The 5,975-nt window shown below is 40.2% G+C and carries 10 protein-coding genes and 1 pseudogene; 9 read left to right on the forward strand and 2 right to left on the reverse strand.

Translation table 11 applies throughout. From position 1 onward, the window contains the following. Together CBG25_RS13090 and CBG25_RS13095 are read left to right on the forward strand one after the other, a co-directional pair. Window positions 1-232, forward strand: a pseudogene (locus CBG25_RS13090) (group II intron reverse transcriptase/maturase); the annotation flags it as partial. Window positions 233-464: 232 nt separating this feature from the next. Beyond that, window positions 465-965, forward strand: a complete 501-nt coding sequence (locus CBG25_RS13095; RefSeq protein WP_290607161.1) for an Rpn family recombination-promoting nuclease/putative transposase — start codon at window positions 465-467, stop codon at window positions 963-965. 114 nt (window positions 966-1,079) lie between these two features. Here the strand turns inward: CBG25_RS13095 and CBG25_RS13100 are convergent, their stop codons facing one another. After that, window positions 1,080-1,619, reverse strand: a complete 540-nt coding sequence (locus CBG25_RS13100) for an HIRAN domain-containing protein (protein WP_290607144.1) — start codon at window positions 1,617-1,619, stop codon at window positions 1,080-1,082. Window positions 1,620-1,699: 80 nt separating this feature from the next. Continuing rightward, complete coding sequence (locus tag CBG25_RS13105; RefSeq protein ID WP_290607146.1) at window positions 1,700-2,017, reverse strand: helix-turn-helix transcriptional regulator; 318 nt, start codon at window positions 2,015-2,017, stop codon at window positions 1,700-1,702. Window positions 2,018-2,226: 209 nt separating this feature from the next. Between CBG25_RS13105 and CBG25_RS13110 the strand changes: the two genes are divergently transcribed. The 7 genes from CBG25_RS13110 (at window position 2,227) to CBG25_RS13140 (ending at window position 5,851) form a co-directional block, all read left to right on the forward strand. Continuing rightward, complete coding sequence (locus CBG25_RS13110; RefSeq protein ID WP_290607148.1) at window positions 2,227-2,499, forward strand: Cox family DNA-binding protein; 273 nt, start codon at window positions 2,227-2,229, stop codon at window positions 2,497-2,499. A 299-nt stretch (window positions 2,500-2,798) separates the two neighbouring features. Next, window positions 2,799-3,404, forward strand: coding sequence for a hypothetical protein (locus CBG25_RS13115; protein ID WP_290607150.1), 606 nt, complete (start codon window positions 2,799-2,801; stop codon window positions 3,402-3,404). A gap of 24 nt (window positions 3,405-3,428) precedes the next feature. Beyond that, window positions 3,429-3,716, forward strand: a complete 288-nt coding sequence (locus CBG25_RS13120; protein WP_290607152.1) for a hypothetical protein — start codon at window positions 3,429-3,431, stop codon at window positions 3,714-3,716. Continuing rightward, the gene (locus CBG25_RS13125) at window positions 3,713-4,375 is read left to right on the forward strand and encodes a YqaJ viral recombinase family protein (protein WP_290607154.1); all 663 of its coding nucleotides are present in this window, start codon (window positions 3,713-3,715) and stop codon (window positions 4,373-4,375) included. The genes CBG25_RS13120 and CBG25_RS13125 overlap by 4 nt, the downstream gene beginning before the upstream one ends. After that, window positions 4,347-4,997 (forward strand): ATP-binding protein, encoded by a 651-nt coding sequence (locus CBG25_RS13130; protein ID WP_290607157.1) that lies wholly within the window; start codon window positions 4,347-4,349, stop codon window positions 4,995-4,997. Before CBG25_RS13125 ends, CBG25_RS13130 begins: the two co-directional genes overlap by 29 nt. Window positions 4,998-5,005: 8 nt before the next feature. After that, complete coding sequence (locus tag CBG25_RS13135) at window positions 5,006-5,599, forward strand: DUF669 domain-containing protein (RefSeq protein WP_290607158.1); 594 nt, start codon at window positions 5,006-5,008, stop codon at window positions 5,597-5,599. Between the two features lie 24 nt (window positions 5,600-5,623). Beyond that, window positions 5,624-5,851, forward strand: coding sequence for a hypothetical protein (locus CBG25_RS13140; RefSeq protein WP_290607159.1), 228 nt, complete (start codon window positions 5,624-5,626; stop codon window positions 5,849-5,851). The last annotated feature ends 124 nt before the right edge of the window (window positions 5,852-5,975 follow it).

A 5,975-nucleotide genomic window follows, 5' to 3' on the forward strand; every position in this document is an offset into this window, starting at 1 on the left:
TCCCAAAAAACGTGTGCAATGGATTAAGGACAAATACTTTAAACAGGTAGGTCATCGCCATTGGGTATTTGCTGCATGTGATGAGAATGCCGCAACCGGATTGATAAAACTGGTCAATGCCAGCGATACAAAGATCCGTCGGCATATCAGAATTCAGCAGAAAGCGAATCCATTTGATCCTGAATGGGATGAGTATTTTGCAAAACGTCACTTCCATAAATTTAGGTACTGACCGGCTGACGTAATGGAGGCTTTGAGAGGCTTGAGCGCAGTGCAGTGAAAGTTGCACGCTGCGTTCTTAGGGAGGCTGTCGCAAAAGGGGTATTTACAATAAAAATAATTTAATTTTTTCTTTAAAATCAAAATATTGAAATCATTAAAAACATGATACTACCTCTTTTGCGACAGCCTCTTAGGGGGCGGGAGCGCAGAAATACGCTCTTGCTACCCGACCTGACCCAGAACTGGCAGCTACAGTGTATCAGCAAGCTTTTCCGCTGGTTGATATTACCACGATACCGGATGAGGAAATCCTGACTCATCGCCGGATAGCACTGCTGCAACTGGTACAAAAGCACATCCGAACGCGAGATATGTTGGAACTTGCCGTAGAGTTAGCTACTCTAATAGAAAAATGGCAGTATTCCAAAGAACAATGCAAGAGTTTATTATATTATATCGCTAAAGCAGGAAATACGATTGACGGCGAGGGATTCATACGAACCCTTGCGGAAAAGGCACCGACTTACCGGGAGGATTTTATGACGATAGCAGAACAGCTTGAAGCTAAAGGCTACCAGCTAGGCCAGCAAGACGGCGAACAAAAAGGCTACCAGCTTGGCCGACAGGATGGGGTTAAAGAAGCTACACGCCAATTGGCAAAACAGCTTCTATCTGATGGTATAGCGCGAGAAAATATTAAACGCTATACAAGTCTTTCAGATAGTGAACTAGATAAACTATGAGAAAGAAGTTATACTTAAAATACTTTAAGATACAGTTATTTACCCAGAATAAGGCGTGAATCAGAGGCTGTCTAGCTTCCTATTCCTACATCTTCAAGTTAATTGAGTATGTTTTTATTTGAATATTAAAAAATAAACAGCAATTAATATTGCTATATTAAGTATGTAGTTTATTACTTTTTTAAGTATTACATTGTTTTTATCAGTTGCCGATGACATACTCCTTTTTTCAAGACGTTTTTTTCTTCGCTCATCTTTAATGCGCTTGTACATTTCTTCAACATCATTTTCTGTCCAATTAGTATTTATGGTGATATGAACATGCGGTGTGGCCTTATCACTCCATGAAGGCAGCCATACTTTGTAAATTTCAGCCGATATAATTTCTCCTCCTTCTTTTAACATTGGAGATATTTCTTTAGCATCTTCACGAGGAACAAAGCCAATCATTAAGTTATTGAATCCAAAAAATCCTGATTTTGAAATATAAACACCTATTGCATTTCTGTCATGCTTGTTTCCACCATGGCGAATTAAACTAACATTGATTTTAGTGTAGTCGTCAATATCTAAATGCTTTTTAATAATATTTTTTCTTGATGTTCCATCTTTATTGTCATAATAAATTCCTGCCACCTCGAAGTTGTATTCCATTGAATTAATTCCTTTGTTCAAAAAAAACCTTATAAATTATAACATTATTGTTTCTGCAAACATCCAGAAATCATGTAGTGCTAACAACCATTCTCCTTCGTATGGAAGGATTTTCTTTGATCCTTCTTCTCCGAGACCTCTGAGCCACTGAGAGAGAAAGCGGGTTCAATTTGTCCGGCATTTGGTGCTGTTTTATCGGACATTAGCCACATAGTATATTTATTCAATTTAGGGTGTTTCACAATTTTATCAATAACGTTTAACCCTACTCCACTCTGTCCTGTTTCGTAATTTCGTATTGCTCCAAGGCTTATACCAGTTAATGCTGAAAATTCTGGTTGAGTAAGTCCTTCTGCATGACGAATATCTTTTAGTTTTTTTCCATACTCACTTGACATCATCCTTTCCTCAGGATTATTATGTTTAAAACATCCTTCATAAAGGATGTTTTCTTAAGCAAATGCCGAGAAATTCACCACAAATTAGGTCAATTCAGGCAAGTGCACCCAGTGTTAAGCATAACAGATGTCAAGCTCTGTTTTGAGACTTAAAGAACTTAGAGCGACTTAGAAGTACCTAGAAGCACTTTGAAGTAGATGAGGATCGGATGACCAAAAATGACTACGAGGTTAAATATCCGCTTGACGCAGTCAGCGTTGAAAAGTTTTCCGAGCTACTCGGAAAGCCAGAAACCGCTGTTAGGAAGATGATAACCAACAACAAATTACCCGTTGTTGAGTTAACCGATCCTGAAGCAGCTGCGGCGCGTGTTGGTGAGCGCTGGGTAGTCATCTCAGAATTTAATCGTAGAGTCCTTGAAGCTTATTACAACCGTCCCGCAGAAGAACGTGATGCTTGGCTTAAATGGCTTGGTTTGTGATGACCAGGCAAGAAGTCTAAACGAAAGCTCATAGCCAGCGTTTGCTGCGGAACTGCTCTTTAACATTTTGGTATCAGCAAAAAAAGTCTGTGAAACGGATGGCAGGGAAGTTGCGCCTGTAATTTGCTGATAGCTTCGTAGGTTGTTTATGCGAAGCGGAGTTGAGCCTACTATCGTAGGGACTTTCCAGCCGGGGTACGCTGACGGCAGCGTACACAAACACCGAATAACCAATAGGTGGATTTGTGGTGAGTATTTTTTGGTACTCAGCAAAAATCTTCTTGTGGAGGAGAGTTATTGTGAACTCACAGAAAAAACGCAATAACCTTAGAAAAACCATGTATATCAAGCAGTACAGAGAGAAAAATGAAGTACGTTTATTACGATTACATCTAATAAAAACACTCTCAACCGAAAAAATTATTGATAGCGCATGGCCCGAAAATAACGAACAAGAGATTTACCTAGTAAATCTCCTCGCTACATTCAAAAATCAATTAGACAGATATCCAACGGACAGCATGGATAACCGCTGCTTAACGAAAACCTATCTCTATACTGTCAAGAATCGCTATCGAAAAAATCGGCGAGATTGCTTTACGTCAAACGAAGGAATATACGTGAAATTTTGGGAAATGACGGCTTTTTGCCCGCTGTGTAAATCAGTATTTAAGGCGGTAAAAGCAAAACAGCATCTCAATAACGAACATCCAGAAGTAACTGCTGAGCAAAGGAATGCAGTAAATAGGTTGGCGAAGTTTACGCTTGCAACCTGCAAGCCAAACAAAAAGATAGCGAAAAAAATAACCACAAATGCGACTGATGTACTCAATAGCAGTAAGTATCGCCTTGGGTATTCAGGAACGGTTAGCGGTGGTGCTTTTGGGCAGGGGAAAAGACATTAATTTACCGCCGAAGAAGGAAACCGCATGGACATTCAAACTGAAAACGAAATTCTTCGCGCGCTAAAAAAATTAACGGTTGAAGAAGAGGAATTTTGTCAGCCAGGCGGGGAATATTTATACGAAAGTTTAAGCAACGCTTATCTTGCTCAAAAACTCGCCGATGCAGATAAAGGCGATGAATACGACGCATGGTTACTAGCACTGGAAACTACCGACGGATTCGATGAAGTCTTGTACGATGTTACCCAGAAAGTCGAACAAATTTTGTATCTGATGCGATGCCGTGATGCTTACTACGAGGTGCCAGCATGATGCAGTGGCATGATGTAGAACAAAATACCGAAGTGTGGAATGAACTGAGAACAGGAAAGGTTACCGCATCTCAATTTCATTGTTTTATGGCTAACCAGGGGAAAGCTTTTGGTGAATCGGCAAAAAAATATGCACTACAAATTGCGCTTGAAATCATCAAGAAAAAAAAGTCCGAGCACGTCTACTCTAATGCACATATGCAACGCGGTCATGAACAAGAGCCGATGGCTAGAATGCTATATGAAATTAAGGAGGACGTTGATGTCACCAATGGCGGATTTTTCGACCTCGGTGATTATGGCGATAGTCCAGACGGTCTCGTAGGCAGTGACGGGGTAATTGAAATTAAGTCGGTAACTGCTCCAGTGCATTTTGCTACATTGGAACGTGAATCTTTCGACCCCGCCTACAAATGGCAACTCATAGGTCACCTTGATTGTACAGGTCGTGATTGGGTTGATTTTGTCAGCTACTGCTCTGATTTTCCTGAGCAATATAGCCCGTTGATTGTCTATCGTCTTGAAAGAAAAGACTGTGAAGCAGAAATCACACAACTACGTACGAGAAGACAAGATTTCCTCAATTTAATTGATTGGACGATGGGCAGAATTAAGCGAAAGGAAACACAAGATGAGTATAGCAATATTAATTTTAGGTGAATCGGGGCTGGGAAAGTCAACCAGTCTGCGAAATCTTGACCCACAAAAAACCCGCCTCATTCAATGCGTAGATAAACCATTACCTTTTAAATCTAATGATTGGGTGGCAAATAGCCAATTAAATAATCCCGGCTGCATTCATAGCGTGAGGAATCCTATTGCCATTAAAGAAATCATGAGCAAAAATGATAGAGATATCCTTATTATTGATGACTATCAAAACTCAATGGTCGGTGAGTTTGTAGATAGAGCAAACGAAAAAGGTTTTGATAAGTTTACTGATATTGGAAAGCATGTGTATTTCATTTTGAGCAATGCTGGAAAATTAGCAAAACATTGCCGAGTTTATATCTTATCGCACTGTGAAACAGATGAGCGAGGCAGGATTAAAATGAAAACAATAGGAAAGATGGTTGACCAAGTTATTGTTCCAGAAAGTTATTTTACCATCGTTTTACGGGCGACGGTAAATAACGGTAACTACCTCTTTTCTACGCAAAGTAACGGAATGGATTGCTGCAAAAGCCCAATGGGTATGTTTAACGAAACACTCATTGACAATGACCTGAAATATGTTGATGACACCATCTGCGCTTACTATGGCATTAATCAAACGAAGTGAGTTAATCAATGAATAATATTACATTTGCGTACAATCAAGAGGCTGCATTAGCTGCCGGTCAAAGTGCATTTATCAATGAATCTGGCGCTTATGTGGTCACGATTCTTGAAGCAAAATATATGACCAGTAGCGGCGGTGCTGAATCAATTGAATTTTCGGTTGAATCAGATGATGGCAAGAAAGCAAATTATCTTAATGTATACAACACCAAAAAAGATAAAACGCCCAATAAGCACGGTGTCAATATGATTCATGCCATCATGGGCTGCGCTGGCGTTCAGCAGTTAACAACCAAGATGATTAATGCGCACACACATATAGCGCCGGAATTTACCAATAAGCGTGTTGGGCTGGTACTGCAAAAAACACTAAAGACAAAAGCGAACGGACAGGAAACTTATAACCTCGATATTCTCTTACCCTTCATCGCTCAAACAAAACAAACATTAGATGAACAGATTAATGGGCTGCCCGCTCAAACAATAGATAAGAAGCTTGAAACGCTACAGGATAAAGACGATAGGAAGCCTGTAGAAAGAGGTTATCAGCAATATTCTCAGGAGCTTCCTAGTGACGAGGTTTTTTTTCAGGATAGATTTTAAGTTAAGTGATGTGAGGGGCACGACATGAACATGAATGACTTCATCGAAGTGTTGCAGGAAAAGAAGGTCCGGTACTCCATTGACGGAGATAAGATTTTCGTCGCTGAAAACCTCGACCTCTGCGATACGAACATTACCAGTTTGCCGGACAACCTGATTGCTTGCGGATGGCTTGACCTCAGCGGTACAAGCATAACCAGCTTACCGGATAACTTGAACGTCGATGGATTGTCAATGCCAATTGAATTCTGATCCACTTTGCTAAAGTAAAACTGATCCACCCCCTTTAATTTACTCGCTCAGTTCCGCTTTCAATTTTTTATGTAGCTGACCGCTTTTTAGCTTGTCTTTTAACCGATAACTTTGTCCACTAATC

The sequence above is a fragment of the Arsenophonus sp. ENCA genome, assembly GCF_002287155.1.
Taxonomy (GTDB): Bacteria; Pseudomonadota; Gammaproteobacteria; order Enterobacterales; family Enterobacteriaceae; genus Arsenophonus; species Arsenophonus nilaparvatae.

Excerpts from the sequence above, each read along its gene's own strand:
- CBG25_RS13110 (WP_290607148.1), top strand. The coding sequence starts at position 2,227 with ATGACCAAAAATGACTACGAGGTTAAATATCCGCTTGACGCAGTCAGC.
- CBG25_RS13100 (WP_290607144.1), bottom strand. The coding sequence starts at position 1,619 with ATGGAATACAACTTCGAGGTGGCAGGAATTTATTATGACAATAAAGAT.
- CBG25_RS13105 (WP_290607146.1), bottom strand. The coding sequence starts at position 2,017 with ATGTCAAGTGAGTATGGAAAAAAACTAAAAGATATTCGTCATGCAGAA.
- CBG25_RS13120 (WP_290607152.1), top strand. The coding sequence starts at position 3,429 with ATGGACATTCAAACTGAAAACGAAATTCTTCGCGCGCTAAAAAAATTA.
- CBG25_RS13135 (WP_290607158.1), top strand. The coding sequence starts at position 5,006 with ATGAATAATATTACATTTGCGTACAATCAAGAGGCTGCATTAGCTGCC.
- CBG25_RS13140 (WP_290607159.1), top strand. The coding sequence starts at position 5,624 with ATGAACATGAATGACTTCATCGAAGTGTTGCAGGAAAAGAAGGTCCGG.
- CBG25_RS13125 (WP_290607154.1), top strand. The coding sequence starts at position 3,713 with ATGATGCAGTGGCATGATGTAGAACAAAATACCGAAGTGTGGAATGAA.
- CBG25_RS13130 (WP_290607157.1), top strand. The coding sequence starts at position 4,347 with ATGAGTATAGCAATATTAATTTTAGGTGAATCGGGGCTGGGAAAGTCA.